Raw genomic sequence first — 18,358 nt, forward strand, 5'->3', positions numbered from 1 at the left:
TCTAAATGAAATAGGGGCCCTTAGTGAAAACTAAGGGCTTTTTCAGTAGCAGGAATATTGAGTTGTAGCGCTTTTTCTACGATAATAGAACTAAAAGTGATTTTTGATGAATCAAATCCTAACTAAATGAGGTGAATGATATGGATCCTGAAAAAATGAATTTAACGGAGGAGGATATCAAGAATAGATATATTTCTCCTGCTATTTTTGAAACAGCAGGTTGGAAGAAAAAAGATTCTTTGATGGAATATTACTATACGGATGGCCAGATCAATGTTGTAGACGATGTGGCTAAACGTGGTAATGGTAAAAAGGTTGATTACTTACTCTTATATAAGCCTAATTATCCGATTGCTGTAATTGAAGCTAAGGACAGAAAAAAGCACCCACAACCTAGCGCTGGTTTGCAACAAGGTATGGGGTATGCTAGAGACTTGCAAGTACCATTTGCTTATTCTTCTAACGGGGATGCATTTGTTGAGCATGATATGTTGACAGGTAAAGAAAGAACTTTTGCTCTAGATGAATTTCCAACTAAAGAAGAACTTTGGAAGAGATATATTAAAGAAAAGAAACTATCTGACAAAGAAATCAAAGCAATTAATGAGCCATATTATTCATCCAGAGATACATATTCACCTCGATATTACCAACAAAATGCTATTAACCGTGTAGTAGAAAAGATAGCCAATGGTGATCGTCGTATTTTGTTAGTTATGGCTACTGGTACGGGTAAAACTTACACTGCCTTTCAAATCGTCTATCGTTTGTTAAAGGCTGGCATCAAGCATAGAGTCCTTTATTTAGCCGACCGTAATATTCTGGTTGATCAAGCAAGGTTAAACGACTTTAGTCCATTAAGTGACAAGATAACTAAAGTTCAAGATGGACATATGGATAGCGCATATCCAATTCAATTCGCTCTGTATCAACAATTGGCAGGAAAAGATGAAGATGTTGGTCATGAACCATTTAGACAACTTAAGCCTGATTTCTTTGATTTAGTTGTAATTGATGAAGCTCACCGTGGTTCTGCTAAGGCTGATAGTCAATGGCGCAAGATCTTGGATTACTTTGATGGTCCTAATGTAACTCATTTAGGTATGACTGCTACTCCTAAGAATGATAAAGAAGCTTCAAATATTCAATACTTTGGCGATCCGGTTTATACATACTCACTTAAACAAGGGATTGAAGATGGTTTCTTAGCACCATACAAAGTTATCAGAGTTAACTTCAATGTAGATATTAACGGATTTCGCCCGTTTAAAGGTGAGAGAGATAAGCATGGTCGCGAATTTGATAAGAAGTTATATACAACACGTGATTTTGATAAAAGTTTAGTCATCGATGAACGTACCGAAATGGTGGCTAAATATGTAAGTAAGTATATGAAAGAAAATGATCGGCGCTGGGATAAAACTATTGTCTTTTGCGAGGACATTGAACATGCCGAAAGAATGCGTCAGGCTTTCGTAAATGAAAATACGGATTTAGTTGCTGAAGATTCACGTTATGTTATGAGAATTACTGGTGATGATAATACAGGTAAATCACAACTAGATAATTTTGAAGATGTTACAAGTAAAGTTCCTACAATAGTTACGACTTCTAAATTGTTAACTACAGGTGTTAACGTAAAAACTTGTAAAACAATTGTGTTAGATTCAAACATTAATTCCATGACAGAGTTTAAACAAATTATTGGTCGTGGTACTCGACTAGATACTGATCATGGAAAGAGTTACTTCACTATTATTGATTTCCGTGGAGTATCAAGATTATTTGCTGATCCAGCATTTGATGGTGAACCAATTGAGATAATTGATGGTAATAAAGGCACAAGCTCTCACAAATCTCATTATTCTGGTGTATCAGATTCTGCTAAGCAAAAATATGAAGTAAATCGTAATGTAAAGGTTTCAAATGCCGAAACTCAATTCTTAGATGAACATGGTAACCTAATCACCACTTCTTTGGTTGACTACACTAAGAAAAATATTCTTGGTGAATATGCTACATTGGATAATTTCCTTCAAGCTTGGAATAAGGCTGATAAGAAGCAAGTGTTGCTTGATGAGATGGAAAAGCATGGCATTCTTTATAAGGAAATTATCAAGCAAAAGAAGATTAAGGATATGGATCCATTTGACCTGATGGTTCATCTTGCATACAATCAAAAGCCACTGACGAAGTCAGAGCGAATCAAGAATGTTAAAAAGTCAGGTATTCTCGATAAATATCAAGGTGCTGCTAGAGATATTCTTGATGCTCTGCTAGAAAAATATAAAGATGATGGGATTGCTGATTTGGAGAGTAATAAGGTATTAAGTTTGCCTGAATTCGAGAAATATGGCGGTGCCGTCAAGATTATTTTGTCCTTTGGCGGCAAAAAGAATTACGAAGATACTATTAAGAAAGTAAAAGAAAAAATATACAGTTAGGGAGTTTATTAGATGGCAGGTACGACTACTCAATTTGTTAAGAGAATAAGAGATATCATGCGTAATGATCCAGGTATCAATGGCGATGCGCAGAGAATTGAACAATTATCTTGGATCTTATTTTTGAAAGTTTATGATGATCGTGAACTTGTTTGGGATATTGATCAAGATAATTATGAGTCAATCATTCCTGAAGGGATGCACTGGCGTGAATGGGCTCATGATAATAAGGACGGTAAAGCATTAACTAGTGATGAATTACTAGATTTTGTTAACAATAAATTATTACCTGCATTAAAAAATATTACTGTAACTGATGAAACACCTATTAGCAAGGCTATTGTTAAAGATGCCTTTATTGATGCTAACAACTATATGAAGAATGGTGTTTTATTGCGTCAAGTAGTTAATGTGGTTGATGAAGTTGACTTTACTGATCCTAAAGATCGTCACTTGTTTGGTGATATCTATGAAAGCATCTTAAAAGAACTTCAAAGTGCTGGTAGTTCTGGTGAATTCTATACTCCTCGTGCTTTAACAGACTTTATTGCAGAAACTTTAAAGCCAAAATTAGGTCAAAGAATTGCTGATTTGGCTTGTGGTACTGGCGGCTTTCTTGTTAGTGCCTTAAATATCTTAAATAAACAAGTTAAGACTGTTGAAGATAAGGAACTCTACAATAAAGAAGTTTTTGGTATTGAGAAGAAAGGTCAACCATATATCTTGGCCGTAACCAACTTGCTTCTTCATGATGTTGATAATCCAGATATTGTTCACGGGAACTCGCTCGAAAAGCGTGTTACTGAATATACTGACAAAGATAAGTTTGATTTGATTATGATGAATCCTCCATTCGGTGGATCTGAGCTGCCTATTATCAAGCAAAACTTTCCTACAGATTTACAAAGTAGTGAAACTGCTGACTTATTCTTAGCCCTGATCATGTACCGTATTAAGGATAATGGTAAAGTTGGTGTAATTTTGCCAGATGGCTTCTTGTTTGGTAATGATGGTACCAAGCTTAACATCAAGAAGCGTATGCTTAAGGATTTCAACCTTCATACAATTATTCGTTTGCCAGGTAGCATTTTTAGTCCATATACTTCAATTGCAACTAACATTTTATTCTTTGATAAGACAGGTTCTACTAAAGAGACTTGGTTCTATCGTTTAGATATGCCTAAAGGATATAAGCACTTCTCTAAGACTCGTCCAATGAAATTAGAACATTTTAATCCTGTACGTGAGTGGTGGAATAATCGTCATGAAATTCAGGATGAAGATGGTAATTACAAGTCCCAAGCTTACACTCCTGAAGAATTAGCTAAGAATAATTACAATTTTGATTTGTGTGGTTTTCCAACAGAAACTGAAGAAGTATTGCCACCGTTTGAATTGATGGATAAATATCAAAAAGAGCGTAAAGAATTGAATGCTAAGATTGATAAACAATTATCCATTATTAAACAATTGCTTGAGGAGGATGACTAATGACTCCTGAACAATTAAGAACTTCAATTCTGCAGTATGCCATGGAAGGTAAGTTGGTTAAGCAGGATTCTAATGATGAACCGGCTAGTGAATTAGTAAAAAGAAGTCAAGATAAAAAAATTGAACTGATTAAAAATGGTGAACTCAAAAAGAGCAAGAAGTTACCTGTAATTACTGATGGTGAAAAACCATTTAATATTCCTGATAACTGGGCATGGAGTAGATTAGGTGATTTATTTACAATTCTACGTGGTGGTTCTCCTAGACCTATAAAATCTTTTCTGACTAATGATGAGAATGGAATTAATTGGATAAAAATCGGTGATACTGATCCTAATAGTAAGTACATTACTAAAACGGAAGAAAAAATAATACCTGAGGGTTTGAAGAAATCTAGGGCTGTTCATATCGGAGATTTTGTTTTATCCAATTCAATGAGTTTTGGTCGGCCTTATATTTTAAAAATAAATGGAGCCGTTCATGATGGATGGTTGATAATATCAGACTATGATCAAGTATTCAATAAGGATTTTTTATATTACTTATTATTATCTTCGTTTGTAAAAAAGCAGTTCTCAATAGCAGCTACTGGCTCAACAGTTAAAAATCTTAATAGAGAAAGAGTAGCCAATACTATCGGTGTTATTCCACCACTTGAAGAACAAAAGCGCATTGTAGCAAAAATTGAAAAATTAATGCCTTTGGTGGATGAATATGCTGAATCATATAATCGTCTTCAAAAGATTGATAATGAATTTGAAGATAAATTAAAACAATCTGTCTTACAGTATGCAATGGAAGGTAAGCTGGTTAAACAAGATCCTAGTGATGAACCGGCCAGTAAATTAATCAAGAAGATTGAAAATGAAAAAGCTGAATTAATCAAAGAAGGCAAGATTAAGAAGAGCAAAAAGTTACCTGTAATTACTGATGATGAAAAGCCGTTTGATATTCCTGATAGTTGGGAATGGATAAGACTGGGAGACTATGCGGAAAAGATTACAGATGAAGTTGCCAGTGGTAGTTTTGCAGCTATTAGAGATAACGTACGAAAATATAAAACAGAAAATTACGCTATTATGGTAAAAACAGCAGATTTTGCTAATCATTTTAGTAAAAATCTGACATATACTGATGAGCATGGATATAATTTCTTGAACAATTCAAATTTATTTGGAGGGGAATTGATCTTAAGCAATATTGGATCAATTGGGAAATGTTTTATTGTTCCTAAATTAAATAGGCCGATGACATTAGCTCCTAATTCTATAATGACTAAACTGATTGATCCTAAACTTAATAAGTTTTTGTATTACTTTATTAAATCTCCAATAGGTAATTTTGAGTTATTGCAAATAGCTTCAGGGACAACAATGAAAAAGTTTAATAAAACAAATTTAAAGGGGATATTAATACCAATTCCACCGTTAAATGAACAAAAACGTATTGTTTTTGAAATTGAAAAAATTGTAAATTCAATAGACAAGTTATCTAAATAGATTGAATCGAAAAGTATTGTCTAAAAAAGGTAGTATTGTTTTGATATGATAAAGCTAACTAAAGAGTAGGAACAGTACCATGCCAATATTCACTAGATATAGATTAAGTGGTGAAGTAGTCGAATCACGATTTATAAATTCAAATGAAATTACACAACATAAATATAGTATTCTAGGTCAAAAAGCTAGAATTACTACGAATGATGGTAAAGTCTACGAAGGCTTTGCAGATGAGCCTTATCATACTGGAGAAGGAAACAGCCTAACTTTAATGTGGTATGACACGGATTATAAAACAGAACATCTAAGAAGCAGTAATATGGTTACCATATTTATACCGATAGGCATTGTTGCTAAGATTGAAGCAATCTTATACAGTAATCCACGTTGGGGCCTTCCACCATTTAATGAATTTTTGTTTAGTAGTGAGATAAAGCGGTGTGAGTTTAAACCTGATGATGAGTTGAAACAATTTATTAGAGACTTTAATAAAAAGCATCAAAAATAAGATTGATAAATTTCCGCTTGTAAACACTATTTTTAGTTGATATCTTTTGATATAATTTTATAAGTAGAAAACAAACGTTTTGTTTTAAATCTTTATTTAACTCGTGAGAAATGTAAATAGATCCTGATAAAAACAGGCTGTTTGCAAAAGCTGTTTCTTTATCTAATCCAAGAGGAATGTAAATACAATAAACAATGGCTTAAAGTCTTCACGACGTCCATTTTTTATCTAACTCAAGAGAATTACAAATAAATATATTTACAATAAAAAAGGCGATTCCTTAGTGGAAATCGTCCTTTTTTGCGTATACAGAACGATATGGAGTATTTAAAGCTAATTCATATACTAAGTTTAATTTACCAATTATCGTTACTGATCCCGATGAAATAAAAAATATAGATACCTTAACGGTCGGATTTAAGGCTATTAAAAGAAAATTATTTAGAAATACAGATAAACAATCTTATTATGTGACTTATAATATTAAGAATTTACTATAGGATTCACGTTTTAAGAAGGGATATAATAACGAAATAAAAATTTTCATTACTATAAGTGAGATTTTAAATAGTGAAAAACTAGAAGATGCTTTTTTGTATGATGAATTACCTAAGTTAGATATAATTCTGGGAGAGTTGAAGAATAGTGAAATAAGTGATCAAGCATTATCCGATATAGTAAATATGTATAAATACTTAATTGAAAATAAAACGATGCTTTCAGTTGAGGTGAAAAGTTTATTACGTGATATTACGAAAAGATCTACATTGGGTTTTGCCACTGAGAATAATCAAAAAAGAAAAGACTTAATGCTAAAAATAAAAAAAGACTTTAGTAAAATTTCTGATAGAACTATAACGTCAACTAAATTTTAAGCTAAAAGTTTATATTTGATCTGATATAATAATTAAGAATCTAATTTTAAGATTGTTGTTAAAACAATTTTTAAAATTATGGTCGCATTTATATGAGTGCGTGGATTGAAATCAATATATGCTTTCTGTTATTCCTTTTAAAGCTAATTGTAGGCTAATCAGAAAGGTTAATATTTAAAGGCTCCATAAAAGTGGAGCTTTTTTCTTTTCGATTAAACTTCCTATTAAAAGATTACCCTTGAAACTGGTAAAATAGATAAGTAAGTATAGAGAACAATTTATTGAAAAAGGGAGATAAAATGGCAGATAAAAAATTACTTCTAATCGATGGTAACTCTGTAGCTTTCAGAGCCTTTTACGCTCTTTATCGTCAACTAGAATCTTTCAAGAGTCCGGATGGCCTGCACACTAATGCCATTTACGCTTTTAAAAATATGCTTGATGTCCTTTTGAAGGACGTTGATCCAACTCACATTTTGGTAGCTTTTGATGCAGGAAAAGTAACTTTTAGAACAAAGATGTATGGAGAATATAAAGGTGGACGTGCCAAAACTCCAGAAGAGCTTCTCGAGCAAATGCCTTATATTCAAGAAATGCTTTATGACTTGGGTATTAAAACTTATGAATTGAAGAATTACGAAGCAGATGACATTATTGGTACTTTTGTCGATAAGGGTGAGAAGAACGGCTTTACTACTACTGTTGTGACTGGTGACCGCGACTTGACCCAACTTGCGTCCGACAAGACGACTGTCGAAGTAACTAAATCTGGTGTTTCTCAACTTGAAGCCTACACGCCTGAACATATGAAGGAAGTTAACGGCGTCACTCCAACTGAATTCATTGATATGAAGGCTTTGATGGGTGATAATTCCGATAACTATCCTGGTGTAACTAAGGTTGGTCCTAAGACTGCTTCACGTTTAATTCAAAAATATGGTTCTGTTGAAGGCATTTACGACCATATCGACGAAATGAAGAAGTCCAAGTTGAAAGAAAACTTGATCAACGATAAAGACAAGGCCTTTTTAGCTAAAAACTTGCCACAATTGACCGTGATTCACCGGTAACTCTAGATATCGATGATATAAAACGTCAGCCAGTTGATTATGAAAAGCTGCGTCAATTCTATGAAAAGATGAACTTCCGCAAGTTCTTAGCTGATTTAAATGCTTCAGGTGCTGGTCAAGATAACACCGAAGTTGAAAAAGTAGAATACACTGTTTTAAACGACGACAACGTTAAAGATGTTAAGGCCACTGAAGATGACACCGTTGAATTTTACTTAGAAATGCTTGGTGCCAACTATCACTTAGCTCCTTTTGTTGGCTTCAGTTTGAAGATCAACGATAAGATCTACGTTTCAAGAGACGTGGAATTGCTTGAAGAAGATAATCTCAAGCACATCTTAGAAGACGAAAAGATTCAGAAGAACGTCTTTGACCTAAAGAGAACAATGGTTGCTGCACATCGTTTAGGCATTCACACTCACGGTCTTGATTACGACATGCTTTTGGCATCTTACTTGATTAATAATGAAAATAACTCTAACGACCTTGGTGAAATTGCCCACCTTTATGGTGATTATTCAGTTAAGACTGACCTTGAAGTTTATGGAAAAGGTAAGAGTGAGCACATCCCTGATGACGATGATGAATTATTCAACCACTTAGCTTCTAAGATCAATGCTATCGAATCACTTAAAAAGCCACTGCTTGAAAAGCTCAAGGATCATGAACAAGACGATCTATTTGAAACAATCGAAATTCCAACCGCGCGCGTTTTAGCCAGAATGGAAATGAACGGGATGAAGGTCGAAGCAAGTACTTTAATTCAACTGCAAAATGAATTTGCCGTTAAATTGAAGGGACTCGAAGACAAGATTTATGACCAAGCCGGTGAAAAGTTCAACTTGAACTCACCAAAGCAATTAGGTCACATTTTGTTTGAAAAGCTTGGTTTGCCAGTCATCAAAAAGACCAAGACTGGTTACTCAACTTCAGTTGAAGTCTTGGATCAATTAAAGACGCAAAGTCCAATCGTTAGTGAAATTTTGGATTACCGTCAAATTGCCAAGATTCAATCTACCTATGTAAAGGGGCTGCTTGATGTTATCCAACCAGATGGTCGTGTACATACACGTTACTTGCAAACTTTGACTGCCACTGGTCGTCTTTCCAGTGTAGATCCTAACTTGCAAAACATCCCTACCCGTACCGAAGAAGGTAAGCAAATCAGAAAAGCCTTTGTGCCAAGTGAACCAGACGGCTACATCTTCTCTTGCGACTACTCACAAGTTGAACTTCGTGTTTTAGCTCACGTTTCGGGCGATCAAAACATGCAAGAAGCCTTCAAGACCGGATACGATATCCACTCACACACCGCGATGAAGATTTTCCACTTGGATTCACCAGATCAAGTAACGCCACTGATGCGTCGTCACGCTAAGGCTGTTAACTTCGGTATCGTTTATGGTATTTCCGATTATGGTTTGTCCAAGAATTTAGGTATTTCTAGAAAACGTGCGCAAGAATTTATCGATAATTATTTTGAACAATATCCTCAAATCAAGGATTACATGAATAAAGCAGTACAAGAAGCACGTGACAAAGGCTATGCCGAAACAATTATGCACCGCCGCAGATACTTGCCAGATATTCACGCTAAGAAGTACACTGTGCGTGCCTTTGCTGAAAGAACCGCCATCAACTCACCAATCCAAGGATCAGCTGCCGATATCATCAAGATTGCCATGATTAACATGCAAAAGAAGCTGGATGAATTGCACCTCAAGACCAAGATGGTGGTTCAGGTTCACGACGAATTGATTTTTGATGTGCCAAAAGATGAACTTGAAACAATCAAGAAGATTGTGCCAGAAGTAATGCAATCAGCAGTTAAGCTTGATGTGCCACTAATTGCTGATTCTGGTTGGGGCAACAATTGGTACGATGCAAAGTAGGTGATTAGATGCCTGAAATGCCCGAAGTTGAAACTGTACGAAGAACTTTAACGCCTTTAATTAAAGGAAAGACAATTGAAAAAGTAATTCTGTGGTATCCCAAAATCGTTGCGACCGATCATGATAAGTTTGTCAACGAATTGCCTGGCAAAAAGATCATTCGGATTGACCGCTATGCCAAGTATCTGCTTATCCGCTTAAGCGATAATTTAACGATTGTGTCGCACCTGCGGATGGAAGGAAAGTATCATTTAACTACGCCATATGCACCCAAGGATAAGCACGATCATGTGGAATTCATTTTCACTGATGGTACTGCCTTGCGCTATAACGATGTGCGCAAGTTTGGTCGCATGCAATTAATTTTGACTGGGACCGAACGACAAGTAACTGGTATTGGTAAGCTTGGCCCAGAACCAAATACGCCAGAATTTAGTGAGCAGTATTTCTTAAATAGTTTGAAGAGAAAAAAGAAGAACATCAAAAATGTCTTACTCGATCAAACTGTTGTGGCAGGTCTGGGCAATATCTATGTCGATGAAACCTTGTGGCAAAGCAAGATTCATCCCTTAAGTAGCGCCAATAAAATTCCTGCCGATAAAGTAGAAGATCTGCGTAAAAATATTAATGAAACCATCAAAATTGCCACAGAAAAACGCGGCACCACCGTTCACAGCTATCTAGATGCCAACGGAGAAGTCGGTGGCTACCAAAAGATGCTACAAGTTTACGGCCACGCTGGTGAAGTCTGTCCTAGATGTGGCACGACTTTGGAAAAGATTAAGGTTTCAGGAAGGGGCACCACTTTTTGCCCTCATTGTCAGGTGATTTATAAATGACATACGTTTTAGCTTTAACTGGCGGAATCGCAACAGGCAAAAGCACCGCGGATCAATTTTTTGAAAAGAAAAACATTCCTATCGTCGACTGTGATAAGATAGCGCATGCTTTAATGAAGCCAAAAAATGCTTCTTGGCAAGTAATTAAGGATAATTTTGGCGGAGAATATTTGAATGATGACCAAACGATTAACCGTAAAAAGCTCGGCCAACTAGTTTTTAGCGATAAAAGTGCGTTAAATAAACTAAATCAGTTGACTCATCCTCTAATTTTCGATAAAACAATACAAAAGATAGAATCATACCAAAATGAAGATATGGTTATTCTTGATGCACCGGTTTATTTTGAATCAGGCTGGGATAAAAAGAACATTGCCGATGGGATACTGGTAATTACGCTGCCAGAGACTGTTCAGATAGACCGTTTGAAACAAAGAAATAATTTAACTGACGAAGAAGCCAGAATGCGAATTAAGAGCCAAATTCCTTTGGATAAAAAAACACAATTGGCTGATTTTGTAATTGAAAATACTGGTACAATAAAAGAACTAGAAAGTAAACTAGAACAATTATTAAATAAAATCAAAAAAGAGGGATAGCTATGGAATGTCCAAATTGTCATCAAAATGCCTCCCGCGTTATTGATTCACGTCCTAGTGATGAAAACCGGGCAATTAGAAGACGTCGAGAATGTGAAAACTGTGGTTTTCGTTTTACCACTTTTGAAAGAGTCGAAACGGCGCCTTTATTAGTAATTAAGAATGATGGAACGCGTGAACCATTTAGCCGTAAGAAGATTTTGCATGGTGTAATGGCCGCAGGGCAAAAGCGTCCGATTAGTAGCGAACAATTCGAACAATTGGTTGACCATGTCGAAAATAAAGTTAGAAAACAAGGCGTAAGCGAAATTTCATCTAAGAAGATTGGTCAATATGTCATGGATGAATTGGCTGACTTAGACGATGTAGCTTATATCAGATTTGCTTCCATTTATCGTGAATTTAAAGATATGTCTAGCTTTATGAAGACAATGGAAGACATGATGGCCAAAAAGGGAAAGGGTAATTAGAAATGTTTGAGACATCTGATCCCAAGCATCTCTACTATGTAGCCAATCGCGTTACGCTTTTTCCCGAAGACGAGCAAATATTGATTAAACTATATCAGCCATTAGTTGGTGCTGTTGCAGTAGCTTTGTATCAAACTTTAATCAGCAACTACGATCCATATGGCATTGTTTCCGATTCTAAGGGCATTTATTCGTTGCAAGAACAATTAGATTGCAGCTTAAAGCAGATGTTTACTTCGCTTCATAAGTTAGAGGCTGTGGGATTAGTTCAAACATTTTTATCCGATAATGTTTTCAATAATCTCCTAGTGTTTAAACTGCTTAAAGTGCCTAGTGCTGATAAGTTTTTCGCTACGCCGCTGCTTGCGAGTTTGCTTAAGGAAAAAGTTGGCGAAGAAACCTTTCATGAATTAAGCCACAAGTTCGCTAAAGAAGCTAAGTTGCGAGAAAAGCCTATTAAGAATGCGCGCGATGTTTCGGCTAATTTCTTCGATGTATTTCGTTTGCCAGGGGATGAAGCAATCACTCCATCCAGCGATGTAATTGAGGCCGCCAAAGAAAACAAAGTTCATGAAGAAGAGGTGGCCCAAGTTAACGACAAGGATGCAATCGATTGGGACTTTATCAAAGAGCAATATGAGGTTTATCAAATTCCAGCTAGTGAAGTTGATAATAAGAAGAATCAAATTCGCTCTTTGATGCAGACGTATGGCTTGTCCGAAAAAGAATTCGTGGATGAGAGTTTGCCATGCTTCATGGTTCGTATGAATTGAACATGCGCGACATTAGCAATACTTTAGCTGAGAACTACAAACGGATTAACACAAGAGAACACGTGCAAAAGCAGGTAAATGAAGGCCGTAAAAAGGCTCTTGCTGCAATTAAGGGCTTGGACGACAACGATAAGAAGTTGCTCAAGGAAGCCAATGAAAGCTCACCCGCTGAGTTTTTGTATAAGATAAAAACAGAAAAGGGCGGTATTGCCAGTGCAGGCGAGCGGCAGATTATCAATAATTTGCACACCCAGTATGGTTTGCCAGAAGATTTGATCAATATTCTGACCTATACTTGTTTGACTTACGATACTGTAGTGAACTCGAACTTGGCCTACAAGATCGCTAACGACTGGCTCCAACATGGCGTTGCAACCGCGGTTCAGGCTTTGCAGTATGTGAAGAAACGTCGCGATAGTTTTGGCAATGGCAATAATAGAAGATCCAGAAGAAACTATAACTATCAAAATAAGCGCGTAGAAAAGGGCACCGATTGGAGCAAGAAGAAGGTTGATACCAATTCCGGTATTTCTACTGAACGATTAAAAGAATTATTTAAAAATTTGGATAAAAATTTAGGTAATGATGAGAAAGCAGGTGAATAGATGGAACCAATAGGCGATGTGATCAAGCATATTGTCAAGCAACGCAATTTAGGCGATGAAAAAGCATTGGAAAACCAAGCTTTGCATGATCCCGATGTGCAGGCTTTTTTGAAGCAAAATGCCGATAAGATCGATCAAAAAATGGTTAAAAACAGCATATCTAATTTGTATGAATTTTACATGCAAAAACATCACCCAAACAAGGTGATGGCAGGGTATGCACCGCAATTATTTTTAAACGGTAGAGTGATCGATATTCGCTATGCGCCAACAAAGGCTAAGATTGCACAAGATCGTAAAAAAGCGGCACAAAGACGACTGCAACTCATTGATCTGCCTCCTCGTTTACATAATATTGATTTAATGGAAGATGTTGATGTTACGGATGATCGAAACAAGCTCCTTACTTTAATTTATGATTTTTTAAATAAATTTAAAAAAGATCTGCATCAAAAGGGATTGTATCTTTCAGGTGAATTTGGCGTAGGTAAAACTTACATTCTGGCTGGCCTGGCTAATTATGTCGTAACCAACATGAATAAAAATGTGATTTTCTTGCATGTACCAACATTTATTGCGGGTCTTGCTAGCCATTTTGACGATAATAGTCCAATCAGCTTGCAAGAAGAAATTCGTAGAATATCTGAATGTGATTTACTCATTTTAGACGACATCGGAGCAGAAAGTCTCAGCCAATGGTCACGTGATGACGTCTTAGGTGTAATTTTGCAGGCAAGAATGGATAATGTTTTGCCAACCTTCTTCTCATCCAATTTGGACATGGAAGCATTGCAGTCACACTTTGAAGAAACGCGTAATGCGACCGACCCAATTAAGGCGAGAAGGCTGATGCAGCGTGTCCGCTTTTTAGCTAAAGAAATTGTGGTGCCAGGACCTGACCGCAGAAATTCTTTGCATTAATTTTTAAAAAGGTCTTGCATCCCCAGCTTGAATGCGTATAATTGAAACTAACTAAACGAGACATGATGAACCTCGCTTCAGAGAGAGGGACCTAGTTCTGGAAGCCCTTCATTAGAGGCTCACCCCAATCGTTTATTCCCAAAGTTAAAATTTTAGGTTGGATACCTTTATCAATCCGAATATAAGAGGTTAGACACACGCTAACCTGAATTTTGGGTGGAACCACGCAATTAACGTCCCAGTGCTATTGAGCACTGGGATTTTTTTTGGAGGTAATTTTATGAGTTTTTCAGTTACTTTACCAGACGGCTCAAAGAAAGAATTTGACAAAGCCGTTTCAGTTAAAGATGTAGCTTCATCAATCGCAACTTCACTTGGAAAAGCTGCTGTTGGTGCTAAGGTAAATGGCCAAATTAAGCCACTTGATTACGAAATCGATAGCGACGTTGAAATTGCTATCCTTACTGATAAAGACGAAGAAGGTTTGGATATCTTAAGAGCAACTGCAGCATTCGCACTTGAAGCTGTTGCTAAGAAGAAGTACCCAGAACTTCGTTTAGGTGAACACGTAGCTGACGAAGGTGGCTTCTACGTTGACACTGACAAGAAGGACCAAATCAAGGTTACTGAATTGCCAGAACTTGAAAAGGCTATGGAAAAGCTTGTTAAGAGTGGTCAAGCAATTGAACACGTTGAAATGGATAAGTCAGAACTTGAAGATATCTACAAGGACGACCCATACAAGAGTGAACTTTTGAAGAAGGTTGAAGGCGACAAGGTTGACGCTTACAAGTTAGGCGACCTCGTAGACTTTGGTTTTGACGCATTACTTCCAAACACTGGTAAGATCAAGCACTTCAAGCTTTTGTCAGTAGCTGGTGCTTACTGGTTAGGTAAGTCATCAAACCCAATGCTTCAAAGAATCTTCGGTACTGCATTCTTCAAGGAAGCAGCATTGAAGGATGACTTAAAGCGTCGTGCAGAAATTAAGGAACGCGACCACCGCACTATCGGTCGTGACCTTGACCTCTTCTTCGTTGATCCTAAGGTTGGTGCAGGTCTTCCTTACTGGATGCCAAAGGGTGCTACTATTCGTCGTGTCGTTGAACGTTACATCATCGACCGTGAAGTAGCTGACGGTTACCAACACGTTTACACTCCAGTACTTATGAACCTTGACGCTTACAAGACTTCCGGTCACTGGGCACACTACCGTGATGACATGTTCCCACCAATGGACATGGGTGATGGCGAAATGCTTGAACTTCGTCCAATGAACTGTCCATCACACATCCAAATTTACAAGCACCACATTCGTTCATACCGTGACTTGCCACTTCGTGTTGCTGAACTTGGTATGATGCACAGATACGAAAAATCAGGTGCTTTGTCAGGTCTTCAACGTGTACGTGAAATGACTTTGAACGATGGTCACACCTTCGTAGCTCTTGACCAAGTTCAAGACGAATTTGCTAAGATCTTGAAGTTGATCATGGACGTATACAAGGACTTCGACATTACTGATTACTACTTCAGACTTTCATACCGTGATCCAAAGAACACTGAAAAGTACTTTGCAAACGATGAAATGTGGGAAAGAAGTCAAAAGATGCTTAAGGGTGCTATGGATGACCTTGGCCTTGACTACGTTGAAGCTGAAGGTGAAGCAGCATTCTACGGTCCTAAGCTTGATATCCAAACTAAGACCGCTTTGGGTAACGACGAAACTATGTCAACTATTCAACTTGACTTCATGCTTCCAGAAAGATTTGGCTTAACTTACGTTGGTCAAGATGGTGAAGAACACCGTCCAGTTATGATCCACCGTGGTATTGTTGGTACTATGGAAAGATTCATTGCTTACTTAACTGAAATTTACAAGGGTGCCTTCCCAACTTGGCTTGCTCCAATCCAAGCTGAAATCATCCCAGTTAACAACGACGCTCACGGCGAATACGCCGAAAAGGTTCGTCAAGAACTTGCTAAGCGCGGCTTCAGAGTAGAAGTTGACAACAGAAATGAAAAGATGGGTTACAAGATTCGTGAATCACAAACCCAAAAGGTACCTTACACTTTGGTATTAGGTGACGAAGAAATGAAGAACGGTAGCGTAAACGTACGTCGTTACGGTACTGACGAAGAAATTTCTAAGAGTCTTGACGACTTCATCAAGGAGATTGACGCTGACGTTAAGTCATACTCAAGAGAAAATTAATTAATATAATTAAAAAATAAAATAAAAAAACGTATGCTATGCCAGGTCTAATTAAGATGGCTTTATTGCATACGTTTTTTTGGTAAAGCTAATGTAATTAATTTTTTACATTTGTAAGTAAGAAGTAAAAGAACTGTCATCCCCTTTAACTTTTATGAAATATTTTAATGAAATAATGAAAATAGGAGTTATATAAGGGAAGGTGATAAACTTGAAAAATAAGCTCATTATATTTATGACAACTGCGCTATTCATGTTAGCTATTATTGTAATGGGTCAAAATAGAGTAGATGCTGCATCCTGGGGAGCTAAGAATTTATTTACTACACCAAAGGAAACTCGCGGAACATGGTACTATAAGCAAGAAGGCAAAATAAAAAAGCTTAAAATTACAACGCATACATTTAATAAAATCAAATTATATAAAATGTTGAGCAGTAATCAAGCGATTAAGTGGACTAAAAAATTAGCTAAAACTGATAAAAAGTCGGGGTATAAATTAGCTCAAAAAGTTGGTACCTCTCAATACGAAGCTACTGATTTTAAATTTCATAAAACAGCAGGTTTTGCTGCCAATGGTTGGCTTTCTAGTGATAGAGCTGATTCAGGACACACTTATGTTGCTATAAAGAAAAAAGATAAAAGTAATAATGATAAAGTAGATGCACTGCGAGTAGGAAATGGATCAGATAATTCATTTTTATATTATTGTTATAAGAGCAAAAAATTAATCAAATAAGTTATAATAATTTTCTTGATGTGTTCAACTACATTTTTATATTTTTGCACTGAAATCTTAATTCAGTGCTTTTTTCATAAGGATTAGACTAAATTAGATGATAATACGCCAGCGAAAAAATTATTTAACTTCTCAATTTTTATCTAAGATTAGTGCCGATGGGACTTTAAATATTGAAAATTTAATTGTCCTGACTTGTGCAATTTTTATTGCAAGTGTTGGACTAAATGTTAATTCAACAGCTACTATTATTGGTGCAATGTTGATTTCTCCTCTGATGGGACCACTACTAGCAATTGGCACAGGTCTTGCTTTATATGATGTTCACTTACTGCGTAAAGGAACAATTTCATTATTAGCAGAAATTATTATCAGTTTAGCTGCATCTACAATTTATTTTCATTTTTCTCCTTTGACTTATGCTAGTCAAGAGATTATTGCACGAACTTCACCAACAATCTGGGATGTGATGATTGCGTTTTTTGGAGGGGTCGCTGGAATAATCGGAGCTCGCAAAAAAGAAGCAAATAATATTGTACCTGGTGTAGCGATTGCAACAGCCTTAATACCACCAGCTTGCACGATAGGGTATTCAATTGCGGCAGGTAATCTTAAATATTTTTTAGGATCAAGCTATTTATTTTTGATTAACTGTGTTTTCATAATTTTGACTGCATTCATGGGTGTAAAAATTATGAAGTGGTTAAGTTATTCTACTAAGCAATCTAAGTTGTTTTTTTTGCATAAGCCGACCTTTAAAGAGTTTGTGATAATTTTAGTAGTAATTATTTTAATTATTCCTAGTATCTTGTCAGCTAATCAGATGGTGAATAAAACTCTAGTAGATCAAAATGTTCAAAATCTTGTTGTTAATGAATTAGGCAATGTTAATTTAATTAAGGAAAATGTTGATACGCAAGGGAAAATAATTAATCTTACAGTTTCAGGCGATAAAATTAACGCTAAGAAAATTCAAGCGGCTAAAGCAAATTTGACGAAATATGACCTGGAAGGTTATTCACTGAATATTGTGCAAGTAGCTCAGGTTAATCCAAATGCAGAAAATCAATTAGATCGACAAGTAAATAATATTATTAATCAGCGTCAGCATGAACAAGATCAAGCTGATGAAAAACGTCAACAAGAACAAGAAAAACGTAATCAAAAAATTCGCAAACTGTCATCTGCAATTTCTTCCGTTACTGCAGTTAGTGATAATAAAAATAAGCAAATTACTTTGATAGAGTTAAAAAAGCCGTTATCTAAGAAGAGAAAAAACGCATTAGTAAGACAAATAAAAAATAAATATCCAAATATTAATTTAGTGGAATTTGTTCAAGAAAATATTAAAAATTAGAAGAAACTGTCAAATTTTTTGTGTAAATAGATTTTTCTCGTAGATCGATTTTTTAATCTTT

At 36.1% G+C, this 18,358-nt stretch carries 12 protein-coding genes and 2 pseudogenes; all 14 read left to right on the forward strand.

Going from position 1 to position 18,358, the window contains the following annotated elements:
- Nucleotides 1-140: 140 nt before the first annotated feature.
- Nucleotides 141-2,444 carry an EcoAI/FtnUII family type I restriction enzme subunit R gene (hsdR, locus tag JCM1039_RS07875; RefSeq protein ID WP_025015337.1) on the forward strand — a complete coding sequence of 768 codons (2,304 nt, stop codon included), beginning with the start codon at nt 141-143 and terminating at the stop codon, nt 2,442-2,444.
- 12 nt (nt 2,445-2,456) lie between these two features.
- On the forward strand, nt 2,457-3,935 hold the full coding sequence (locus JCM1039_RS07880) for a class I SAM-dependent DNA methyltransferase (RefSeq protein ID WP_025015338.1): 1,479 nt from the start codon (nt 2,457-2,459) through the stop codon (nt 3,933-3,935).
- Entirely contained in the window at nt 3,935-5,434 is a 1,500-nt protein-coding gene (locus tag JCM1039_RS07885; RefSeq protein ID WP_025015339.1) for a restriction endonuclease subunit S, read from the forward strand. The genes JCM1039_RS07880 and JCM1039_RS07885 overlap by 1 nt, the downstream gene beginning before the upstream one ends.
- A 79-nt stretch (nt 5,435-5,513) precedes the next feature.
- Nucleotides 5,514-5,942: a hypothetical protein gene (locus tag JCM1039_RS12710; protein ID WP_034533157.1), complete on the forward strand. Its 429-nt coding sequence runs from the start codon at nt 5,514-5,516 to the stop codon at nt 5,940-5,942.
- A gap of 593 nt (nt 5,943-6,535) precedes the next feature.
- A complete protein-coding gene (locus tag JCM1039_RS07895; protein WP_025015340.1) occupies nt 6,536-6,817 on the forward strand; it encodes a hypothetical protein in 282 nt (93 codons plus the stop codon).
- A 299-nt stretch (nt 6,818-7,116) separates the two neighbouring features.
- Nucleotides 7,117-9,779 (forward strand): annotated as a pseudogene (polA, locus tag JCM1039_RS11240) (DNA polymerase I).
- 8 nt (nt 9,780-9,787) lie between these two features.
- A complete protein-coding gene (gene mutM / locus JCM1039_RS07905) occupies nt 9,788-10,618 on the forward strand; it encodes a bifunctional DNA-formamidopyrimidine glycosylase/DNA-(apurinic or apyrimidinic site) lyase (protein WP_025015341.1) in 831 nt (276 codons plus the stop codon).
- Entirely contained in the window at nt 10,615-11,217 is a 603-nt protein-coding gene (gene coaE, locus JCM1039_RS07910; protein ID WP_025015342.1) for a dephospho-CoA kinase, read from the forward strand. Before mutM ends, coaE begins: the two co-directional genes overlap by 4 nt.
- 2 nt (nt 11,218-11,219) lie before the next feature.
- Nucleotides 11,220-11,687, forward strand: coding sequence for a transcriptional regulator NrdR (nrdR, locus tag JCM1039_RS07915; protein WP_025015343.1), 468 nt, complete (start codon nt 11,220-11,222; stop codon nt 11,685-11,687).
- Nucleotides 11,688-11,689: 2 nt separating this feature from the next.
- Nucleotides 11,690-13,065, forward strand: a pseudogene (locus JCM1039_RS11245) (replication initiation and membrane attachment family protein).
- Nucleotides 13,066-13,986, forward strand: a complete 921-nt coding sequence (gene dnaI, locus JCM1039_RS07925; RefSeq protein ID WP_025015344.1) for a primosomal protein DnaI — start codon at nt 13,066-13,068, stop codon at nt 13,984-13,986.
- Nucleotides 13,987-14,266: 280 nt separating this feature from the next.
- Nucleotides 14,267-16,201, forward strand: a complete 1,935-nt coding sequence (thrS, locus tag JCM1039_RS07930; protein ID WP_025015345.1) for a threonine--tRNA ligase — start codon at nt 14,267-14,269, stop codon at nt 16,199-16,201.
- Nucleotides 16,202-16,403: 202 nt separating this feature from the next.
- Nucleotides 16,404-16,940 carry a hypothetical protein gene (locus tag JCM1039_RS07935; RefSeq protein ID WP_051523225.1) on the forward strand — a complete coding sequence of 179 codons (537 nt, stop codon included), beginning with the start codon at nt 16,404-16,406 and terminating at the stop codon, nt 16,938-16,940.
- Nucleotides 16,941-17,037: 97 nt separating this feature from the next.
- Nucleotides 17,038-18,297 carry a DUF389 domain-containing protein gene (locus JCM1039_RS07940; RefSeq protein WP_025015347.1) on the forward strand — a complete coding sequence of 420 codons (1,260 nt, stop codon included), beginning with the start codon at nt 17,038-17,040 and terminating at the stop codon, nt 18,295-18,297.
- Nucleotides 18,298-18,358: the final 61 nt, after the last annotated feature.

The organism is Lactobacillus kitasatonis DSM 16761 = JCM 1039, from assembly GCF_000615285.1.
In the GTDB taxonomy this organism is placed as follows: Bacteria; Bacillota; Bacilli; order Lactobacillales; family Lactobacillaceae; genus Lactobacillus; species Lactobacillus kitasatonis.

Coding starts and splice junctions, on each gene's coding strand:
- hsdR (WP_025015337.1), top strand. CDS start 141: ATGGATCCTGAAAAAATGAATTTAACGGAGGAGGATATCAAGAATAGA.
- JCM1039_RS07880 (WP_025015338.1), top strand. CDS start 2,457: ATGGCAGGTACGACTACTCAATTTGTTAAGAGAATAAGAGATATCATG.
- JCM1039_RS07885 (WP_025015339.1), top strand. CDS start 3,935: ATGACTCCTGAACAATTAAGAACTTCAATTCTGCAGTATGCCATGGAA.
- JCM1039_RS12710 (WP_034533157.1), top strand. CDS start 5,514: ATGCCAATATTCACTAGATATAGATTAAGTGGTGAAGTAGTCGAATCA.
- mutM (WP_025015341.1), top strand. CDS start 9,788: ATGCCTGAAATGCCCGAAGTTGAAACTGTACGAAGAACTTTAACGCCT.
- coaE (WP_025015342.1), top strand. CDS start 10,615: ATGACATACGTTTTAGCTTTAACTGGCGGAATCGCAACAGGCAAAAGC.
- nrdR (WP_025015343.1), top strand. CDS start 11,220: ATGGAATGTCCAAATTGTCATCAAAATGCCTCCCGCGTTATTGATTCA.
- dnaI (WP_025015344.1), top strand. CDS start 13,066: ATGGAACCAATAGGCGATGTGATCAAGCATATTGTCAAGCAACGCAAT.
- thrS (WP_025015345.1), top strand. CDS start 14,267: ATGAGTTTTTCAGTTACTTTACCAGACGGCTCAAAGAAAGAATTTGAC.
- JCM1039_RS07940 (WP_025015347.1), top strand. CDS start 17,038: ATGATAATACGCCAGCGAAAAAATTATTTAACTTCTCAATTTTTATCT.